Annotated in this window: 19 protein-coding genes and 1 pseudogene; 10 read left to right on the forward strand and 10 right to left on the reverse strand. The window is 42.9% G+C overall.

Features of this window, described 5'->3' with window-relative positions:
* Positions 1-151: 151 nt before the first annotated feature.
* From IQ246_RS16990 to ppsA, 3 genes are all read right to left on the reverse strand, one after another.
* Positions 152-1,708, reverse strand: a complete 1,557-nt coding sequence (locus IQ246_RS16990) for a dolichyl-phosphate-mannose--protein mannosyltransferase (protein WP_194004530.1) — start codon at positions 1,706-1,708, stop codon at positions 152-154.
* Between the two features lie 309 nt (positions 1,709-2,017).
* Positions 2,018-2,593: a GNAT family N-acetyltransferase gene (locus tag IQ246_RS16995; protein WP_194004531.1), complete on the reverse strand. Its 576-nt coding sequence runs from the start codon at positions 2,591-2,593 to the stop codon at positions 2,018-2,020.
* Positions 2,594-2,703: 110 nt separating this feature from the next.
* Positions 2,704-5,187: a phosphoenolpyruvate synthase gene (gene ppsA, locus IQ246_RS17000; protein ID WP_194004532.1), complete on the reverse strand. Its 2,484-nt coding sequence runs from the start codon at positions 5,185-5,187 to the stop codon at positions 2,704-2,706.
* A 374-nt stretch (positions 5,188-5,561) separates the two neighbouring features.
* Between ppsA and IQ246_RS30945 the strand changes: the two genes are divergently transcribed.
* Together IQ246_RS30945 and IQ246_RS17005 are read left to right on the forward strand one after the other, a co-directional pair.
* Positions 5,562-5,693, forward strand: coding sequence for a hypothetical protein (locus tag IQ246_RS30945; protein WP_255515592.1), 132 nt, complete (start codon positions 5,562-5,564; stop codon positions 5,691-5,693).
* A gap of 112 nt (positions 5,694-5,805) precedes the next feature.
* Positions 5,806-6,327: an outer membrane beta-barrel protein gene (locus tag IQ246_RS17005; protein WP_194004533.1), complete on the forward strand. Its 522-nt coding sequence runs from the start codon at positions 5,806-5,808 to the stop codon at positions 6,325-6,327.
* Positions 6,328-6,439: 112 nt separating this feature from the next.
* Here the strand turns inward: IQ246_RS17005 and IQ246_RS17010 are convergent, their stop codons facing one another.
* Entirely contained in the window at positions 6,440-8,821 is a 2,382-nt protein-coding gene (locus tag IQ246_RS17010; RefSeq protein ID WP_194004534.1) for a GAF domain-containing protein, read from the reverse strand.
* Positions 8,822-9,112: 291 nt separating this feature from the next.
* On the opposite strand from IQ246_RS17010, the gene IQ246_RS17015 reads away from it, so the two are divergent.
* Positions 9,113-10,684, forward strand: coding sequence for a metallophosphoesterase (locus tag IQ246_RS17015; RefSeq protein ID WP_194004535.1), 1,572 nt, complete (start codon positions 9,113-9,115; stop codon positions 10,682-10,684).
* Between the two features lie 148 nt (positions 10,685-10,832).
* On the opposite strand, the gene IQ246_RS17020 is transcribed toward IQ246_RS17015, so the two are convergent.
* The gene (locus IQ246_RS17020) at positions 10,833-11,111 is read right to left on the reverse strand and encodes a hypothetical protein (RefSeq protein WP_194004536.1); all 279 of its coding nucleotides are present in this window, start codon (positions 11,109-11,111) and stop codon (positions 10,833-10,835) included.
* A gap of 43 nt (positions 11,112-11,154) precedes the next feature.
* Positions 11,155-11,622: a VOC family protein gene (locus tag IQ246_RS17025; RefSeq protein WP_194004537.1), complete on the reverse strand. Its 468-nt coding sequence runs from the start codon at positions 11,620-11,622 to the stop codon at positions 11,155-11,157.
* A gap of 77 nt (positions 11,623-11,699) precedes the next feature.
* On the opposite strand from IQ246_RS17025, the gene IQ246_RS17030 reads away from it, so the two are divergent.
* The 5 genes and pseudogenes from IQ246_RS17030 (at position 11,700) to IQ246_RS17050 (ending at position 14,126) form a co-directional block, all read left to right on the forward strand.
* Positions 11,700-12,173, forward strand: coding sequence for a DUF4385 domain-containing protein (locus IQ246_RS17030; RefSeq protein WP_194004538.1), 474 nt, complete (start codon positions 11,700-11,702; stop codon positions 12,171-12,173).
* A gap of 125 nt (positions 12,174-12,298) precedes the next feature.
* A pseudogene (locus tag IQ246_RS29895) lies at positions 12,299-12,397 on the forward strand (PadR family transcriptional regulator); the annotation flags it as partial.
* Between the two features lie 81 nt (positions 12,398-12,478).
* Positions 12,479-12,982 carry a DNA recombination-mediator protein A gene (locus IQ246_RS17040; protein ID WP_194004539.1) on the forward strand — a complete coding sequence of 168 codons (504 nt, stop codon included), beginning with the start codon at positions 12,479-12,481 and terminating at the stop codon, positions 12,980-12,982.
* Between the two features lie 106 nt (positions 12,983-13,088).
* Entirely contained in the window at positions 13,089-13,484 is a 396-nt protein-coding gene (locus tag IQ246_RS17045; protein ID WP_194004540.1) for an MAPEG family protein, read from the forward strand.
* A gap of 150 nt (positions 13,485-13,634) precedes the next feature.
* Positions 13,635-14,126 carry a YajQ family cyclic di-GMP-binding protein gene (locus tag IQ246_RS17050; protein WP_194004541.1) on the forward strand — a complete coding sequence of 164 codons (492 nt, stop codon included), beginning with the start codon at positions 13,635-13,637 and terminating at the stop codon, positions 14,124-14,126.
* Positions 14,127-14,178: 52 nt separating this feature from the next.
* On the opposite strand, the gene IQ246_RS17055 is transcribed toward IQ246_RS17050, so the two are convergent.
* Entirely contained in the window at positions 14,179-14,736 is a 558-nt protein-coding gene (locus tag IQ246_RS17055) for a glutathione S-transferase family protein (protein ID WP_194004542.1), read from the reverse strand.
* 12 nt (positions 14,737-14,748) lie between these two features.
* Positions 14,749-15,213: a hypothetical protein gene (locus IQ246_RS17060; RefSeq protein WP_194004543.1), complete on the reverse strand. Its 465-nt coding sequence runs from the start codon at positions 15,211-15,213 to the stop codon at positions 14,749-14,751.
* A 490-nt stretch (positions 15,214-15,703) separates the two neighbouring features.
* Here IQ246_RS17060 and IQ246_RS17065 point away from each other — a divergent pair, with 490 nt between their 5' ends.
* Complete coding sequence (locus IQ246_RS17065; RefSeq protein ID WP_194004544.1) at positions 15,704-16,429, forward strand: tetratricopeptide repeat protein; 726 nt, start codon at positions 15,704-15,706, stop codon at positions 16,427-16,429.
* 83 nt (positions 16,430-16,512) lie between these two features.
* Here the strand turns inward: IQ246_RS17065 and IQ246_RS17070 are convergent, their stop codons facing one another.
* Positions 16,513-16,920 (reverse strand): hypothetical protein, encoded by a 408-nt coding sequence (locus tag IQ246_RS17070; RefSeq protein ID WP_194004545.1) that lies wholly within the window; start codon positions 16,918-16,920, stop codon positions 16,513-16,515.
* A 389-nt stretch (positions 16,921-17,309) separates the two neighbouring features.
* Positions 17,310-17,441: a photosystem I reaction center subunit XII gene (gene psaM / locus IQ246_RS17075; protein ID WP_096538979.1), complete on the reverse strand. Its 132-nt coding sequence runs from the start codon at positions 17,439-17,441 to the stop codon at positions 17,310-17,312.
* A 158-nt stretch (positions 17,442-17,599) separates the two neighbouring features.
* On the opposite strand from psaM, the gene IQ246_RS17080 reads away from it, so the two are divergent.
* Positions 17,600-18,856 (forward strand): FGGY-family carbohydrate kinase, encoded by a 1,257-nt coding sequence (locus IQ246_RS17080; RefSeq protein ID WP_194004546.1) that lies wholly within the window; start codon positions 17,600-17,602, stop codon positions 18,854-18,856.
* Positions 18,857-18,964 lie beyond the last annotated feature (108 nt).

The following is an 18,964-nucleotide window of genomic DNA, read 5'->3' on the forward strand; positions in this document are numbered from 1 at the left end:
CCAATGCCCTATCCCCAAAGCCCAATGCCCAATGCCCAATGCCCCATGCCCAATGCCCAATGCCCAATACAGCAGGGCGACTATCCCTCTACATACACCTAGGGATAGAGTTTCCCATCGCTTTCAATAAACTTAGACGCAGAGATTTAGGTCAAATCCAAGAGTTAAATAACATTCGCAGTTTATAGCTTTCAGGGTTGAGGGGTAAACCCAAATAAATAGGCATCCAGAAAATAAAAGCAGCCAGAATAATAAAAGTAATAGTGACACCGATTACCCGAAGTTGCTGATAATAACTGCGAAGACATTGATCCACAAACCAAGCGATCGCTATAAATATAAATACTACAGCGCACATATAGTGATAAATAAAAACGCACCTTGTTACCTTCACCCAAGGTAGCAAGTTTGCGGCATAATTGATAACTAAATACAGGGCGATCCAAGTATCAATACCAAGAGTCGCAGGCACAGAAAAGCGCTTTTGCTCCATCCAATAATTTACAACTTGCGATACCAGCATCCCTACTAAAAACAAAATGGCAGCAACACCAAACCACCACAAAAATGGATTACCCATTGCATGGACATCATAAACTATTTTCCCTGTACCAGAAGGTAACGGAGGCCCCATGACAGGTAAAGGCTCTTGAATACTCTTAGCCGTTTGATAATAATATGCCATTGGTCGAGTCATCAAAGGCCATTGATACCAGGCAGCACAATAAGGATGCACTTTGGGACTATTACCACCCATCTGGAGATGAAACTTTAAAATTTGCTGATGTACTGCTATAAATCCATAATTTCTATCTAACTGAAGGTGAGGAATCCAGATGATGCTATAGACTAAAACTGGGATAATTCCTAGATAAAACAACATCTGAAAAACATTTAGCTGAGTCAGATTCTGGAGTGGTGTCTGAACTGCAACTGGTTGGGGTTTCTCGTGTAAATTGCGAAACCACTCCCTGAGAAAAAATTTACCTTGTCTTACTAGTGCTATTAACGAGAATGACGGGGATGAGGGAAATGAAAGTGATGAAAAAAGGATTTTAAGAGAAGGAAAAGAATGCATTCCCCGAACTAACCAAGCTGCTAACCAAATCAGATAAGCACCCAATAAAAACCATAAACCATTCCATTTAGTAGCAATTGATGCACCGAAACTAATGCCAGAAAGAACTAACCAAAGAGAACGACGCTGATTTTGATTATCCAATGCTAACAATAGAAACCATTGACCTAACAAACCAAAGATGACAATATAAATATTACTTAAGGCATAGCGAGACTCAACCAGAAATAAACCATCACAAGCTGTGAACAAACCTGCCAATAAAGCAAAGCTACGGCGATAACTTAACTGATAGGCAATAGCGGCAATAACTAAAGGAATAAACGAGCCTGTGAGGGCATTGAACCAACGATAAGTCCAAGGCGATCGCAATGAACCTGTTAGGCCATTTACTGTATCGTGCCAAAAAGGAATGTGACTGCCAATCCAAATTCCGATGCCAATCATATATTGACTCAGCGGCGGATGAGCATTAAAAAATGGTGTATGAGTGAGATAATTATTACCAAATTTGGCAAAGTAAACTTCATCAAATACAAGGGTATTAAATCGCTCCAGTCCCCAAAACCGTAAGGCGAGTGAAAGGAGAAATATAGCCACCATCCCAATTTGGAACCATTTTTTAGTCATTTGTCAAGGGTCAAGGGTCAAGAGTCAAGGGTCAAGAGTCAAGGGTTAAGAGTCAAGAGTCAAGAGTCAAGGGTCAAGGGTGAATGGCACTAAGAAAAGCCCAAAGGCTTGTGTCGTCTCGTTCCCAGCCCCCAGGCTGGGAATGTGTTTAAAGAGGCTCTGCCTCTTGTCAAGCTAGTGGAGGCGGAGCCTCCCAGAATGGGTTCCCAGCCTCCAGGCTCTTAACCAGTCAGAGCAAGGGCTGTATCTTTTCTTAGTGCCATTCGGTCAAGGGTCAAGAGTCAAGAGTCAAGAGTCAAGGGTTATTAATTATTCTCCCCCACTCCCCCACTCTTCCCCTTTATTCTTCACAGGCGCATCTAGTTGGAATAGGAGCAGTTCAATACCGTAATAATTATTTGTCCGCCCCATTGGTTTCATGTTCAGTCTTTGGGTTACACGGATTGAGGCATGATTCTCTGGCTTCACGACTGCATAAATCATCGGCAAGTTCAGGACACTAAATCCGTATTGCAGCATACCTCGCCCTGCTTCTGTTGCATACCCTTTACCCCAAGAAGCTCGCCGCAAATGCCAGCCGACTTCATAATCTTGAGTGGGTAAGCTATCTTTGTTGAGTAATTGCTTGAGAAGGATAGTTCCCACAATTGTTGTAGTTTGTTTGTCTACAATGGCCCAAGATCCAGTACCATCTTGGTGTCGGCGCGATCGCTCAATGTTCTCAATTAACCGTTGACGCTGCAACTCAATCGTGGTGATGCGAGCAGCCTGACCGAGAAAGTGCGTCACTTGCGGGTCATTATAGATTTCAAACGCTTGTTCAGCATCGCATTCAGGTATCCAAGTGCGAACAATTAAGCGTTCAGTTTCAAAAAGGCTTGTCATTATATGAAATTAAGCAGCTAAAAACTCGCAAATTACTGTAAACAACATCTACTCTTCGCCTGTCAGTTGCAATACACACTCTACAAATCATCCCTTAAATAGCTAATTGCCTAGCCTTGAGTTTGCTGTTCCACTTTTGCCACTTCCAGCATCGTCTTTAAAACCGAATCTGGATTCAAACTAATTGAGTCAATTCCTTGTTCAACCAAAAACTGGGCAAATTCGGGGTAATCGCTGGGTGCTTGCCCACAAATGCCAATTTTGCGGTTGTGCTTTTTCGCAGCTTGTATAGCCATTTTTACCATCTGTTTTACACCTTGACTGCGCTCATCAAACAACCGCGCCACGAGTGCCGAATCCCTGTCTATACCCAGCGTCAGCTGAGTTAAATCATTGGAACCAATGGAGAAGCCGTCAAATACATCAGCAAATTCTTCAGCCATAATTACATTATTAGGCAATTCGCACATTACATAAACCTGCAAATCGTTAACGCCTTGCTTTAAATCATTTTTTGCCATTTCTGCTAACACTAAACGTCCTTCATCAGGAGTGCGACAGAAGGGAATCATTGGGATGACATTTGTTAAACCCATCTCTTCCCGTACCCGTTTAATGGCATGACACTCTAGGGCAAAAGCTTCTCTGTAACCTTGATCATAGTAACGTGCTGCCCCTCGCCAGCCTAGCATAGGATTTTCTTCGTGGGGTTCAAACTGTTGACCACCTAACAAATTGGCATATTCATTACTTTTGAAATCTGACGTTCTCACAATCACTGGTTTGGGATAAAATGCCGCCGCAATTCTACCTATACCTTGGGCTAACTTATCTACAAAATACTGAGGTTTATCGTCATAAAGTGCGGTTATATCAGCAATTTTAGCTTTGACAAATTCATCTTTTAACAAGTCATAGTGAATCAATGCCATTGGATGAATTTGAATTTGGTTGGCGATGATAAATTCTGTTCGTGCTAAACCCACCCCATCGTTAGGAATCGCAGACAAACTTAATGCTTCTTGGGGATTACCCACATTCATTAAAATTTGGGTGCGAGTGCGAGGTAAATTCTCCAAAGGGACTTCTTGAACTTCAAAAGGTAATAAGCCTGCATAAACTTTTCCTTCTTCCCCTTCCGCACAAGAAATTGTTACCTCTTGACCGTTTTTTAAGATATCCGTAGCATTGCCACATCCAACGATCGCAGGTACACCTAATTCTCGCGCAATGATCGCCGCATGACATGTGCGTCCACCAGAGTTGGTGACAATTGCACTAGCACGTTTCATAATCGGTTCCCAGTCGGGGTCAGTTCTTTCTGTCACCAATACTTCCCCAGCTTGGAATTGGTCGATTCTATGTACATCTAAAATTAGGTGCGCTTTTCCTTGACTAATTGCTTCCCCAATTGCACGTCCAGTGATCAGAGGTTGGGGAGAGGGGGGAACAGAGGAATTTTGTCCTTTTGTCCTCTTGTCCTCTTGTCCTAAAAGTCGATAAGTCCGCAACACATTCCCCGTCTTCTGTGACTGGACGGTTTCGGGACGAGCTTGGACAACAAAAAGTTGATTAGTAATTCCATCTTTTGCCCACTCGATATCCATCGGTGTGTAGATGCCGTGGACTTGTGAATAATGGTCTTCAATTAAAGATGCCCAACGTGCTAGTTGTAAAATCTCTTCGTCAGTAATAGCAAATTTACCCCTGTCTGCGGTTGATACAGACACATTTTTGGTGAATTTAGAACCGTCATCATAGACCATTTTGAGTTCTTTGCTACCCAATTTTTTATTGATAATTGGGCAAAAACCTGCTTTTAAAGTTGGTTTAAAAACATAGTATTCATCTGGGTTAACGGCTCCCTGGACAACATTTTCTCCTAAACCGTAGGCTGCGGTAATTAGGGCTGCATCCTTAAAGCCTGTTTCTGTGTCAATGGAGAACATCACCCCAGAGGTTGCTAAGTCAGAGCGCACCATTTTTTGCACGCCAACGGCAAGGGCAATGCTAAAGTGATCAAACCCCTTGGTGTGGCGATAAGAAATAGCGCGATCAGTAAATAGGGAAGCAAAGCATTTATGGCAAGCTGCTAAAACTCCTTCAGCACCGACAACGTTTAGGTAAGTTTCTTGCTGTCCGGCAAAACTAGCATCAGGGAGGTCTTCGGCGGTGGCGCTAGAACGAACTGCGACATCTGTTTCTGCATTGTACCGCTCACTTAGGGCTTGGTAAGCTGTGGCGATCGCCTCTCGCAATTCTACCGGAAATGGCGTGTGTATTAATAGCGATCGCGCTTTTTTCCCACGCTCTCGTAAATTTTTGACATCCTCAATATCTAAGTCAGCAAAGAGTTTACGTAGCTTTGGTTCTAACTCTGCTGATTGGATGAAATAGCGATAAGCATAAGCGGTAGTGGCAAATCCAGTAGGAACGTCAATACCTTGTGGTGATAGCTGTTGAATCATTTCTCCTAGCGATGCGTTCTTCCCACCAACTAGGGGTATATCAGTGATACCAACTTCATCAAACCAGAGAATGAGCGATCGCTCTTTGGCAGACAGAGTTAAATTGTTTTTAGATACTATTTCCATAAGTATTACCCTTTAATTTCATCAAGAAGTAGTCAGAAGTCTAAATTAGATAGGACTTACGCAACTGGCACACAAGGCTTCTGGTATAAGAGTCAAGGGTCAAGAATCAAGGTTTTTTGGACTTTTGACCTTTGACTCTGGACAACCTCTGGCGTTAAAAATATGACACTTGCGTAAGTCCTGTTAGATATATTTTTTCTTGTTCAACTTGAGAATTTTGAGCCAGTCGCGTGATTTTTGTTTGTGCAATGAAATACAAAGCTCTAGTCAAGAAATATTAACAATTATTCGGAATAATGGCTGTATCAAAATATCGGGTGTAATACATAATGGAACAACTAAAACGATTGCTGAAAAGCTTATAGAATTCAGAAATGGGGTTGGCAATTACAAGTATATTGTTACAAACATTAGAAGATATGGAAGTGCGATCGCCTTTATCCTCCCCTGGGAATAGTCCTGAATTGCCAACTCCTCATCTCCAGTGTGATCACCCCACTGGGTGAATTGTAATTCAGCCAATCGGGCGACCCAAATGCGTGAGGTTACATTTGGTCAAAAAAGAGATTCTAGTACTAGAGAACATTAAATTAACTTAACTCTGGTAACAAAAATCCTATGAAACTGACAAAATTAGCTGCTTCTACACTTGCTGTTGCTTCTATCGTCTTCTCTGCGGGAGTTGCTTCCGCTCAACCAGTTCAACCAATCGGCACGAATAGCAACTACATTGGGGCTGGTATTGCTGCTGGTGCAACCAGTGGTGGACAAGGAAATGATCAGGCGCAACTTGGTGGTAATGTTCAAGGACGGTACGCCATTTCTCAGACACCGCTTTCACTACGGGGTTCCCTGCTATATGGTGGTGATGCCGCTGCAATTATGCCCATAGTGACTTACGATGCGCCCATAACCAGAAACACTAACGTTTATTTCGGTGGTGGTTATTCCTTTGTGACAGACGAAGGTCAAAACACTCCATTGGGCAATCGAAATGCACCTGTAATCACCCTTGGTGCTGAATCAGAAGTTCGCCCAAATGTCATCGCCTATGGTGATGCCAAATGGGGTATTGACGCCTACAGAAACAGTGATGCTGATGCTGTGAGCTTCCAAGCAGGATTAGGCTATCGCTTCTAAGCTGATATGCAACTGAGGAAGCTAGGGGTTAAGGGTCAAGGGTCAAGAGTCAAGGGTCAAGGGTCAAGGGTCAAGGGTCAAGGGTCAAGGGTCAAGAGTCAAGGGTCAAGGGTTAAGGGTTATTATTCCCCCACTCCTTCACTCCCCCACCTACCAATGGTAAGGTAAACCAAAACTTCGCCCCAGCACCAGGTTCACTGATTACCCCAATCTGTCCCTCGTGAGCGGTGATAATTTGCCGACAAAGGTATAAACCTAAACCAATACCTGTTGCTTGCGATCGATTACCTCTGATATAGCGATCAAATAATCGCTCGCATAGATCACTATCTATTCCGACGCCATTGTCAGCTATTGTGCAGCAAACCATCCCATTCTCTACTACGGCATTTAGGGTGAGACTTAGCCCTGGTGGATTATGGTTGAGGGCATTAGCGAGCAAATTTTCAAACACTCGTCTCAGATGCAACGGATCGGCAGCCACTAAGGGCAAATCTGCTGCAATTTGATTGGTAATTGTAGCTTGTTTTTTTACGAGCAGTGGTTCTAGGTCTTTGACAATTGCTTGGCTAAGAATGTGCAGTGATAATGGCAATTGTTGGATTGTCAATCCTTTGACATTGCTGGAGTGTGCCTCTAACAATGACTCGATCAGATCAAGCTGGCGATCGCAACTCTGAATCACTCGCTCTAAGATTGCGAGAGCAATTGTTACTGATTCACCATTGCTACGGCTATGAAGATTCTTCATCACCAGCAGGATGCCCATAATTGGGGTTCGCAAGTCATGAGAAAAGGCTTGGAGGAATTCATCCTTGATGTTCTGCAATTCTTCCAGTTCAGTATATTTTTGCCGTAACTCTTGAGTACGCTCCTCGACTTGCTGTTCTAATCCAGTGTTTAGACGTTGTAATTCTTCGTAAAGTTTTGCTTGCTGGATGGCGATCGCTACTGGGGTTGATAGCTTATCAAGTAAACCAATCTCATCAGTGTTCCACTCACGCCCTTGGGAACACTGATGAGCAACTAGCAAACCATATAACTCGTCAGCAACCACAATTGGTACACTCACAATGGCTCGGATCTGAAAGTCGATAAAATCTTGGGCGATCGCCGCTGGAACATCTATTTCAGTTGTGTCATTAATTACATCAATATTTTTATCTCTAAAGTAAGATTGAATCGCTTTGGCATGATTTTCGCAGTTTGTCCACTCCCGCATTGAGCGAAACTTGCCAGCAACAGATTCAGCGATCACTCCATTATCAGAACCACGGATGTTAGTGTCGATAATAAATACTCTGTCTGCTTGGAGAAACTCCCGCACCTCTGCCACAGTGGTATCGAGAATGGTTTGTAGATCCAACGAAGTCCGGATTCGTTCTGCCATTCCTCTTAAGAGGCGATCGCGTTTAGCAATGGCTTTTAATTGTTCTAGGGCTTGATGGCGATCCGTAATATCGCGGGCAAATCCCTGTATTCCCACAAATTGATCATTTCTAACAATCGCAGACTCAGCAATTTCTAACACTACCAACCGACCATCTTTATTTCGAGCTTGAATGGCGTAAGTATCTACGCGTTTCCCCGTCAACTCATCAGCTAATGGCTGGGGTAATTTATGGAAAATGAAATTATGGACATTGCCCACTAACTCCTCTGGAGTGTAACCTAGCACTGCATATACTGAAGGCGAAACATACTCAAATCTATAGTCGTTGTCGTAAAAAAAGAAAAAAACTTGTTCGCTACCCTCTACCATCAACCGGAATCGTTCTTCACTTTCATCAAGTTGGAATTGGGCTTTTTGGCGCTCACCATATAGGACATTTGACATTTGGCGATAAGCCAGAATACTACCTAAAGTCACCGCCATTGTTGTCAACGCTGCTTCTTCATCCTGTGACCACTCTCTTTCCTGGTAGCAATCACTAAAGCCGATAAAACCCCAGATTTTGCTCTCAACAGGAATCGGTACTAATAAAATCGATTTAACTTGCAAGGATTCCAGCAATCGCTGCTGCGATGGGGATAGATGAGAGGCGATCCCAATGAAAGAATAACCACTAGTAAAATGTTGATACCATGCTTGCAAGTCAAATTCACTTTGACTGAGGTTGTGTAAGAGTGGGTTATGCTGCTGTGGTGTAATACCCGATTGCACCCATTCAAATCGACGACTCAAAGCAAGTTCCCCGGTTACGGGATGAGGATGATACTCACAAATGTACACCCGATGTGCTGCGGTAGCTTGTCCCAGGATAGCTAAGGCTTGATTGATGGCAGTGCTGTGTGAAGAGAAGCTATCCCCTAGGGAATCGCTATTCGTCAGCAAGGCTTTTGTTGCTTTTGCAACTCCTTGTAAAAGATTATGCCAGTTGGGTGGGGATGCTACATCTGTGGTAGATTCTGGTTTGTAATCGGAATCTAGCTTTGGTAATTCTGAAGCAGTTGATTGCAAATCTGTATTCGTGGTTTCCTTATCCATGCTCATATAACAGCTCAGAATATTCCACTACCAGCCTTGTCACAAACATCAAACCCATTTTTCTGATGAAGATGTGTTGTTATTGGCAAAAGTATGAATTTTTTATACGTTTATTTTACTAGCAGGCGACGTTTATAAATGAAAGGATAAAAATTGAAATCTTCTTCCCTGAAGCGAAACGTATTGGGTGGCATACGTTTCGCTTAAAGAGGAAAGGTAAAAGGACTCATGTTTTGAATATACCTTATTATTTCGTTACAATCTGCTTGTGCGTTAGGCATTTAAGAGTTATCAGCCATGAAATTGATTTCCGATCCACCGATTCCTGTAAAAATCCAAACAATGAAGGAACGGGTGCGGTGGATGCATCCAAGTATTGTGCAACGAGGAATTGACCAAACCTGCATGGTTGTGGACGATCGCAAGGAAGATAGTCCAGAATTTTCGTTTATGGTTATCGGTGATTCGGGTACTAAATCCCATTATGGACACCACCCCCAACGAAAGGTTGCTGAACTGATGCTTCCTCACCGCGATGATTGCCGTTTTGTATTACACACAGGCGATGTAATTTATATGGTGGGTTCTCAGGAGTATTACCGGACAAACTTTATCGAACCATACCGAGAATTTATTGTAGGCGGCGAAAACCCTAAAAGTATTCCCTACGATCGCATGGTCTTTAATTTGCCGTTTCTACCAGTACTTGGTAATCATGATTATTATGATGTGCCACTGATGTATCGCTGGGTGGCTGGAACTACCTTACCACTGCGCCGCTTGTTACGCTACAAAGACATTGAGATTGGTTGGCATGGATCATATCAAGGTGATGCTTATGCACGGGCGTTTCTGGACTACAAGGGGGCAATATCTTCCCCACAAGAGTTAGAACGTCATTTAGATCAACACTATACTGCTAAGACTGATACAGGGCGATGTTTGCGATACGAACCTGGACACTTCACGCGTTTACCCAATCGTTATTACACCTTTCGTTACGGCGGGATTGACTTTTTCGCTTTGGATTCCAATACCTTCAATACACCATCACCTCTACCTGCAACTCAAGAGGGGGAAATTGATCGGCGGGAATTGCAAAAGCGTCGCCAGGAAATAGATCAAGAAGAATTGCAGATTTTGGGAATATGCGATCGCCTCAATCCAGATAAGCCTAGCGAAGCTGAACAACTCGATGATCTCAGTGCCAAACTCGACCAAATCAACGAGATTAAAATCGATATTGAGAAACAACTAGCATCTCACGAAATGCCTGCGATCGACTTTGAACAACTTGACTGGTTGCGAAGCAGGCTAATCGAGTCTTGGAATACTTCCGAGGTGCGCGGGCGTGTCATCTATTTTCACCATCCCCCCTATGTCACCGAAGCAACCAAATGGGATCAGGCGCAAACTTTAGCGGTGCGCCATCGCCTGCGCTGGGTGTTTGAACAAGTAGCTGAAACCCTCGGTTCCCTGGTTAAAGAGCGTTCAATAGTCGATTTGATTTTAAACGGTCACGCCCACTGTTTGGAATATCTCCGCACAGTTGATACCGGATTTGCTGACTCTAACATTAATTGCATTATCTCTGGTGGGAGTGGTCATCGTCCCCGCTATCAACGAAAACAGGGGACTGAATTGCTAGAAAATTTTGCAGAAATTGCCGGGAAACCCAACCGTAAAGTTGCGGATTCAATGCTTTTTGTCGGTCGCCATGACTACAACTTCCAGAAACGATTGCCTTATTCATGTGTGCGGATTGATGTTTTAGATGGTTGTCCACCCAAGTTTGTTATCAGACCTTTAGTGGCTGAGCGGATTGGGGCACAGTGGTATAACCGCGAACTTGAGCCGTTTGTGATTTAAAAACAACTTTACTTTTAAAATTGGGTCTTCATCTGCAAAAAAATAATCAAAAGCAAATCCATAAATCAATTCAAGCTATTGGTTTAACTTGGCGTCAAATCAAAAACTTGTTTCACAAACAGTATTTAGTAGGGTTGAAAAAGAAAATTTAAGCTTTTTGAGTAATCAGGCTAGCACTTTTGGTTGTACTATCCCAAACTATCCAGTTAATAGAATTATCTAAATCATCAGCGCTATTGGAAACTTTAAAATATAGCTTTTCTGCGCCTTTAGTTTCAATAGCAAAGTCAGCATTTTGTGCATAGACAACTTTAAAACCTTTGTCTCTTAAGCAATACATTGCCCAGGCTTTTAATGATTGTTTATATGGTTCGTGTGGAATTGGCGGTTTTGTAATTGTTTGTTCGATTACTTTAAATATCTGCATGAGTTTCCCAATCAAAGTAAATACTTCCGTTATTACCCTTAACTTAACTAGCTTCTGGATCGCAACGAATTTCAATCATAAAGCCATCAGGATCGTAAAAGTACACACCTCTACCAGTAGGACGGGTAACTGGGCCGTGTGCGATCGCTATTTTATTTTCTCTGATTACTACCACTGCTTGCTCAAATAACTGCGGATCTATGTCAAAGGCAAGATGGTATGCTCTGGTGAAACTCCTTTGTGGATTGGGATCTGGTGGTGTCAAATCGGGTGTACCAAATAAATCCAGAATCGTACCATCAGGTGTAACGAAATTGGCTACTTTTCCTGCTGCTACGAGTTCGAGCAGGGTTGCGGGTATTTGGTCGCCAGTCAGTTCATTCAAACCCAGGATAGTGCCGTAAAAGTACCGGGAAGCTTGCATATCTTTAACGTTGAGGGCAATGTGATGCACTTTACGCAGATTACCCGGAGCTAGGACACTGTTAACAGAGTTGGGGCTAGATAGCATGATATAACCGAATTTATGTACTGAGATAGAAGTTAAACTTTTTTCTTAAAGTTTATTATTGATCATAAACAGTTCTCATGTCATTTGATTATTCTTTAGACTTTCCAAATACTGATTTTCGACAACATCCTGAACTCTATCGCGTTGGCAAAGGTGAGCAGGGTGTACTTTTGGTAGAACCTTATAAATCAGAAATTCTTCCTTCCTGGCGATTCAAAACTCCTGATATTGCCAAAGAGTCGAGCGAAAAAATCTATGAGCTTTTTCTTGCTTATTTAGAACAAGATGATTTTGTCGGCGCAGATATGGCAAGGAAGTTTATCCAAATGGGTTATACTCGCTCCCGCCGTTATGCTAATCATAAAAGCGGCAGAAAATATAAACAAGACGCAGAAAATACAAGCTCAAAAAAAGAGATTTTACCCTACGAAGTAGATCCAGTTAAAGCGGAATCAGCGGCAATATTTAAAGCCAAGTGGTTACTAGCAAAGACTAATGAGAAATATCTCCAGCTTTTAGCCAAGCATAAACAGATGTATGAAGTAAATTAGTACTCTGCCAACTTTAAGAGTAACGCGATCGCATCTGGCCACTCAGCAACCCCAAAATTTACAAAAATTTAGAACAGCGTTGCGTTCAAAATCCGCAATAACTGCCCTAATCAGCACAATTTCGCTATCTCACTCTCCTGAATGGCATTACTTACGAAACCCATTGGCTGGCTTGGTGTAACCAAGCAATTGAGTTACTGAGCAGAAGAATCGAGAAATTGTAGCAATGTCTAACTCAGGTTTGCTTCGCACCTACACGCTGTTTGGTAAAATATCTGGGTCGTTTAATCTGATTATGTCCATCATTGAGCCAGTCAACAGACCTTATTAACCTCGATACATTAGCGCAAGAACTGGCGACAATCCAGCAAACAGGTTCTAAACGAATTGCTTTGCTGGGTTCTCGCCATGTGCCGATTACCCATCAGAATCTGATTGAAATGATGACCTATGCCCTCGTTTTGTCAGGGAACCGGGTCATTACCTCTGGTGCTATCGGTACTAATTCAGCTGCCATCAAGGGAGCAATGCGGGCTGATCCCAATTTGTTAACGGTAATCCTGCCTCAAAGCTTGGAACGCCAGCCCCATGAATCGCGCCAGCAACTAGAACAGGTAATGCATCTAGTGGAAAATCCCAGTAATGATAATCTCTCCCTTGCTGAAGCTAGTTACTTGTGTAATAAGGAGATTGTTTCCCGTTGCCAGCAACTAATCTGCTTTGCATTTCACGATAGTCGTACTTTGTTGCAAACTTGTGGAGATGCAGAAGAACAACGAAAAGTGGTAACGCTGTTTTATTTTGATTAGTCATTTGTCATTTGTCCTTTGTCCTACCATGCGGTAAGCCGCTGGCGCGTCTATGTGTTTGACCAATGACAATGACTAATGACTAATAACCAATGACTAATAACTAATGATAATTTTTTTGTATTCTATTGCTGCTGCTGTCGTTTTGATATACTTACCATTTTTGGTAGTAGGTTATGCCCGTGTGCGTGTTGGGTATGATATCTCTGCGCCTCGCGCCATGTTTGATAAATTGCCACCATACGCCCAACGAGCTACTTGGGCACATCAGAACTCTTTTGAAGCATTTATGATTTTTGCCGCAGCTGCATTGATGGCTTATGTAACGAGTGTAAATTCTCCTACAGCGGCAGTGGCTGCGATCGCCTTTATTGTGGCTCGTTTGTTATACTCGATTTTTTATATTGTGAATATACCCCTTTTGCGATCGCTCATGTTTGCCATCGGCTCCCTTAGCTCTGGCACTCTCATTTTCCTGAGCATCATCCAAGCCACTAGATAATTGGGAATGGGGAATTCGGGGCCCCCTCTGGGGAACTCGGGGCCCCCTTTGGGGATTAGGGGCGAAGGGGCAATGGGGAATGGAATTATTCTTATAGCGTTTCCTAGTCCCTATTCAAAATCCAACATCTAAAATAATCCAACATTTGCTATGGCTTCTACTTATTCCTTTGACATTGTGAGCGACTTTGACCAACAAGAATTGGTTAACGCTGTTGACCAAGTTGCGCGTGACATTAAAAGCCGTTACGACCTCAAAGATACTAAAACTACTGTCGAGTTAGTCGAACAAAGCATTAATGTTAGCACCGACAGTGAGTTTACCTTAGAGTCTGTCCACACCATCCTGCGGGAAAAAGCTGCCAAGCGCAATCTGTCCCAAAAAATCTTCGATTTTGGCAAAGTTGAATCAGCCAGCGGTAATCGCGTGCGTCAAGAAATCAAACTCAAAAAAGGTATTAGCCAGGAAATTGCCAAGCAAATCTCGAAATTGATTCGCGACGAATTCAAAAAGATACAAGCCTCAATTCAAGGCGATGTTGTGCGGGTTTCTGCCAAAGATAAAGATGACTTACAAACTGTCATCCAGCGGCTGAAGCAAGAAGACTACCCTGTTGCTTTGCAATTTACCAATTACCGTTAAAAGATTGGTATGGTGGGCATTGCCCACCATCTGCTAATTTGCAGTCAATTAATTAAGCTCTTGCACCAATACTCTTTTGAAATGCCGGACGCTCAGACATTCGCTTGATATAGTTCAACACCGCTGGGTAGGCACTGAGGTCTAGCTTCAGCATGATGGGAATATAACTCAGAATAGCCCCCACTGCCACATCAACAACAGTGAATTCATTGCCCAATAAGAAAGGTTGCTCTTTGAGAATCTCATTTAACGGAGTCAATAAGATGGGCATTTCCCGCTCCCGATTTCCTTCCATAAAAATCCCTGGGCCGAGGCTAGCATTGGCAAACAATACCCACTGAGAAAATACAGCACGCTCCTCTGGCGCAAGTGAAGTTTTGCCATACTTATCGGCAAGGTACAACAAAATTGCCCCTGATTCCCAAAGTTTAAAGTCCCCATCAACAATTGCTGGAACTTTACCAATTGGGTTAATTGCCAAATACTCAGGTTGTCGATGTTCACCAGCCTGCAAATCGAGCTTGACAAATTCGTAGGTAACTTCTAGTTCCTCTAAATACCATTGAACAATTGAGGCTCGACTAAGAGCGCCTCCATAGAGTTTCAGCATAATTACCTAGGATTAAAGAACTTTGTGAGTGTGGGAATGCTGCTTAATGTTATCTTCTTTGGTAACAACTCTAGCAGCATTTAGTACCCGCTTGCGGTCAATAGAATATTTCAAATCCGTGTATGTTGTGCCCAAGGGAATCAGAGATTTTGCTGATTCACGACGTTTGTAGGTACGGGCTGCTGCAAACGCTCGTTCCACAAATTCCTCGCCGAACTGAGCCGACTCTGGAAAGCCATCTGGCAACCCCAATGTATCGCTATTTAGCACAGATCCCAAAGTTGTTGCACTAGCCAGCTTATAGGACGTAGGAATGCCTTTTACCAGTGCTTCTAAAGCTGCGGAGGGTATAGGTTCTATAACTTCGATTTGATGAACTTCTCCATCTTCCTTGACGAAGCAGGTTGCCAAGCCGATTACAACATAATCATCAGTTGCTAAATCGGGGGCGTTGGGGTAATCAATTGTAGTTGTCATCAGAAAAATTCTCAAAACTTCAAAAATTGAATCCAGCGACTGGAGAGCCAGTGCGTTGCACACAGAAGTCCTAGCAATGGCTTTCAGGGTTTAGAACTCAGTAGGTTCCCAGAGTTGTACTTCCTTCTCTATAAGAACAGGACTTACGCAAAAGTTGCCAAAAAGCTTAGAGGGTGTTCTATTTTCAATCTTTAATGAACGGCTTGTTGGCATTCTACCAAGTTGTCGCTCTTACTTATGGACTAGTCTTTGGGATTGATATTTGCTATTTCTGGAATTCAACTTGGGGATGAAGTATCCATTACTCAGTTGTAGGATTAATTATTTATGTCAGTCCAAGACTTCCACTACTCTAAACAGGTTAAACTCCGTATTAAGATAGATTTTATGTACTGATAAATACTTTATAAGTTGGAGATAGTGGCAAAACCACCAGTAGGACAAAAACTACTGTTTGATTTCACAGAGTAGGCAAATCAGGCAAGATAATATGAATAATCACTCATTTTTAGCTTCTGGTAACCCGCAAAGTGACCATTATAAATTTGTTATAAATAGTACAGTTAATACTCAAAAGCATGGGGTCAACAGTAGTAGCGAATCTACTTTGGGAGACAGCTATCTACGCTCTCGTGCTTTGAGGACGGCTCAGCAAGGAGATTATACTGAGGCGATCGCACTCTTAAACCAACTAATTCACCGTCGTCCCCACAACGCCGTTGATTACAACAACCGTGGGCTGATTTATTTTCAAAGTGGGGAAATGCAAAAAGCATTTTGGGATTATAATACTGCACTACAGCTTAATCCGAAGCTGGCTAGTGCTTATAATAATCGGGCAAATTACTACGCAGCTTGTGGGGAATTAGCAGCAGCGATCGCCGACTACGATCAAGCAATTAATTTGAATCCTAGCCATGTTAGGGCGTGGATTAACCGAGGCATTACCTTACGTGACTTAGGGCAATACGAAGAGGCGATTGAGAATTTTGAGATAGCACTACTTTTTGCTCAACTAGAAGATCATATTTGGGCTGAACGCGGCAGAACTTATCATCTTTGGGGTGACTGGAATTGTGCGATCGCTGATTATCAACGTGCCCTTACTCAACTGTCCTTGCTCGACAGCAGCAAGGATATTACTAGTTATCGCTTGCGTTTACAACTCGAAAATTGGCTCAACGAGCTGCTATCTCCTCAGCATTTTAATTGGTAGATTAACCCCTTTAGGGAATTCAATATTCAGAATCACACGAACCTAGATCATCTCAAATCCAAATTTCAAATTCAATATTTTCTTTAGGGTGATGACTCTGTTGATTCAACTTCTGTCGTCTCTTTGGGAAAAGCGATCCGACGCTGGTTAGGATCAAAACGGTAGCTCTGTTCTTGCATAATACTTTTAGCTTGCCGCGGATCAAAGTTACGGCTAAATTGTACCTGTAAACTATTGACACGTCCTTCCATCAGCTTGACTTCAGTCTGCATTTCTCGCAACTTCTCTTGCTGTAACCAGTGATGAGGTAAAAGTTGCACTAAAGCAGATACTGCTGCTGATGTAATTACAAGGTTAACCGCTATCTTTGCTGTGCCTTCCAGTGCCATCACCTGGTAAGAACGTTGACGAAGGTGCCGCTTTGGTCGAGGAACAACCCGGCGTTTTTGTATGGGTTTTAGCGGGGGTCTGGACGGTTGAATCGCGTTCATGATGCTGAGAAAAGCCTCGCTGAGTGAAGGGAAGCACGGTAAAAAGCACCCTGGCACTAATTACTGCTTGATTTAGCAGCCATATTACTTCATTTTTGGGAAATTGCTACACGTATTGCATGATAAAAAAAGAACCTGGCTTACGTACGTGCAAGTTTTCCAGAATAACTTATGACACAAAGCCGCAAGTATCTGGATGCACCCCGTACTGCCAGGATGATTGGTTTTATTGAAAGCGGCAGAAAACTCCATTCCCAGGTGTGTTTAGAGGGATAGCCGCCCCGCCGCTTGGGGCGAATGGCATAGGAAATTGGTAACTTCTTCCCTATACCCAAAAACTCCATCCCGCGAGTGGCGTGGAGTTTTTTATAACCGTTTTACATTGAGCGTTATTTGTAAAGTTCTGTAGCTAACCGCCAAGCTAGAACTCCTGGGATCAGAGCTACAACTAGAGCGATGTACACTTGAGTATCGGAGATAGATGACACTTGAGCGAGGTACAGAGTATCTAAGATAGGCATGGTTTCAAACCTCCTAACCTGAATAGATTTTGAACAGTTCGTTTACTACTTTTCCTTGTTTTGCCAAGATTGTGGAATATCTTGTTACAAGATGCAACAAAAGCAGCTATTTAGCCTCGATGCACTAGTTATCATTTATTAGCATATTTATTAAATTTATGGATTTTTATCTGGGTATCGACTTCGGTACGTCTGGCGCACGCGCAATAGTGGTTGACGATGAAGCTTGTATCCAGATTGAGGTACGTTATGCTTTTGAGGATTCACTTGTCTGTGAAATGCCAGATATTTGGCAAAAAGCTTTATTTGAGCTTTTAGAGCAAATACCAGAAGAATTGCGGCGAGAAATCAGAGCGATCGCAATTAATGGTACATCCTCCACAGTATTGATATGTGATGCTGCTGGTAAACCTGTAGATGCGCCACTATTGTACAACGATGCGCGGGGATCATCTATGCTAGAGCAGCTGAAGAATTTAGCACCCCCCAATCATAACGTGTTGAGCGCTACCTCCAGCCTTGTCAAACTTTTGTGGATGAGGCAATTACCCTCTTTCCGCAAAGCTAAATATTTTCTACATCAAGCTGACTGGCTGGCGTTTATTTTGCATGGTTGTTTAGGTATTAGTGACTACCACAATGCTTTAAAGCTGGGTTATGACGTGGAACAGTTAAAATACCCACAATGGCTGGAAAAAATGCAAATATCAATTCAGCTACCCAAAGTTTTACCTCCTGGGACTCCAATTATTGAAGTGCGCCCTGAAATTGCAACTAAATTTGGTTTGCGTCATGATTGCCAAGTATGTGCTGGTACGACTGATAGTATTGCCGCTTTTTTAGCCAGTGGTGCAAAATTGCCTGGTGAAGCAGTAACTTCCCTCGGCTCAACCTTAGTACTAAAACTTTTGAGTCATACTCGCATAGAAGATGCGCGATATGGAATTTACAGTCATCGATTGGGTGATTTATGGCTAACTGGTGGTGCTTCTAATACTGGAGGTGCAGTGCTTGGGAAATTGTTCACCGGCGCTGAATTAGAAAGTCTTAGCCGTGAAATTGATGGATCAAAAGCCAGCGAGCTAGATTATTATCCATTATTGAAAGTAGGCGATCGCTTTCCAATTAACGACCCCAATCTACCACCACGATTGGAACCACGCCCAGATAATCCCATTAAATTTCTGCATGGCTTGCTCGAAAGCATCGCCCGTATAGAGACACGAGGGTATGAATTATTGCAAAAAATGGGCGCTGACAAATTGAGCCGTGTTTATACTGCTGGGGGTGGCGCGGCAAATGACACTTGGACTGTAATTAGAGCACGTCACTTGCAAGTTCCTGTAGGAGCGTCGGTTTATACAGAGGCCGCTTACGGAACGGCGTTGTTGGCGATGCGGGGAGTGGAGGAGTGAGGGAGAGAATAATTAATGACAAATGTCTGTTAAGAGGTTGTTTGAAAAGTATTGGGCGAATAGAATTCGCTACTACACAAACTAAGTCCACCTGCGTGGACTAATACA

The sequence above is a fragment of the aff. Roholtiella sp. LEGE 12411 genome, from assembly GCF_015206995.1.
Taxonomy (GTDB): Bacteria; Cyanobacteriota; Cyanobacteriia; order Cyanobacteriales; family Nostocaceae; genus Komarekiella.

Coding starts and splice junctions, on each gene's coding strand:
- IQ246_RS17050 (WP_194004541.1), top strand. CDS start 13,635: ATGGCTTCTACTTATTCCTTTGACATTGTGAGCGACTTTGACCAACAA.
- IQ246_RS30945 (WP_255515592.1), top strand. CDS start 5,562: ATGGGGTTGGCAATTACAAGTATATTGTTACAAACATTAGAAGATATG.
- IQ246_RS17070 (WP_194004545.1), bottom strand. CDS start 16,920: ATGAACGCGATTCAACCGTCCAGACCCCCGCTAAAACCCATACAAAAA.
- IQ246_RS17065 (WP_194004544.1), top strand. CDS start 15,704: ATGAATAATCACTCATTTTTAGCTTCTGGTAACCCGCAAAGTGACCAT.
- IQ246_RS17025 (WP_194004537.1), bottom strand. CDS start 11,622: ATGCTATCTAGCCCCAACTCTGTTAACAGTGTCCTAGCTCCGGGTAAT.
- psaM (WP_096538979.1), bottom strand. CDS start 17,441: ATGCCTATCTTAGATACTCTGTACCTCGCTCAAGTGTCATCTATCTCC.
- IQ246_RS17060 (WP_194004543.1), bottom strand. CDS start 15,213: ATGACAACTACAATTGATTACCCCAACGCCCCCGATTTAGCAACTGAT.
- ppsA (WP_194004532.1), bottom strand. CDS start 5,187: ATGGAAATAGTATCTAAAAACAATTTAACTCTGTCTGCCAAAGAGCGA.
- IQ246_RS17055 (WP_194004542.1), bottom strand. CDS start 14,736: ATGCTGAAACTCTATGGAGGCGCTCTTAGTCGAGCCTCAATTGTTCAA.
- IQ246_RS16990 (WP_194004530.1), bottom strand. CDS start 1,708: ATGACTAAAAAATGGTTCCAAATTGGGATGGTGGCTATATTTCTCCTT.
- IQ246_RS17010 (WP_194004534.1), bottom strand. CDS start 8,821: ATGAGCATGGATAAGGAAACCACGAATACAGATTTGCAATCAACTGCT.
- IQ246_RS16995 (WP_194004531.1), bottom strand. CDS start 2,593: ATGACAAGCCTTTTTGAAACTGAACGCTTAATTGTTCGCACTTGGATA.
- IQ246_RS17005 (WP_194004533.1), top strand. CDS start 5,806: ATGAAACTGACAAAATTAGCTGCTTCTACACTTGCTGTTGCTTCTATC.
- IQ246_RS17020 (WP_194004536.1), bottom strand. CDS start 11,111: ATGCAGATATTTAAAGTAATCGAACAAACAATTACAAAACCGCCAATT.
- IQ246_RS17080 (WP_194004546.1), top strand. CDS start 17,600: ATGGATTTTTATCTGGGTATCGACTTCGGTACGTCTGGCGCACGCGCA.
- IQ246_RS17015 (WP_194004535.1), top strand. CDS start 9,113: ATGAAATTGATTTCCGATCCACCGATTCCTGTAAAAATCCAAACAATG.
- IQ246_RS17030 (WP_194004538.1), top strand. CDS start 11,700: ATGTCATTTGATTATTCTTTAGACTTTCCAAATACTGATTTTCGACAA.
- IQ246_RS17045 (WP_194004540.1), top strand. CDS start 13,089: ATGATAATTTTTTTGTATTCTATTGCTGCTGCTGTCGTTTTGATATAC.